Here is a 243-nt window from a genome sequence, read left to right on the forward strand (position 1 = left end):
TTCGATCGGCTGCGGCGCAGGCTCGCGATAGATCTCGCGCCGTTCTTCGCGGCTCACACGGCGGAGAACGCGCTTGCGCATCGGTGCAGGCTCCGGCGCAACGCGGACCGCATAACCCTGCACGACACGAGGGCGCTCGACGATGATCCGGCGCTCGGGCGCCTGCTGCAACTGCATCACCCACGGAGCGGCCAGATCCGGGCTGACCACAACCGGCGGACGTTCGCGATAGCGATCCTGCGC

1 pseudogene is annotated in these 243 nt (G+C 68.7%); it reads right to left on the reverse strand.

Annotated features, from left to right (window positions below):
• Positions 1 to 243, reverse strand: a pseudogene (locus RTX98_RS14230) (L,D-transpeptidase); the annotation flags it as partial.

This window comes from Tianweitania sp. (assembly GCF_032053605.1).
GTDB lineage: Bacteria > Pseudomonadota > Alphaproteobacteria > Rhizobiales > Rhizobiaceae > Tianweitania.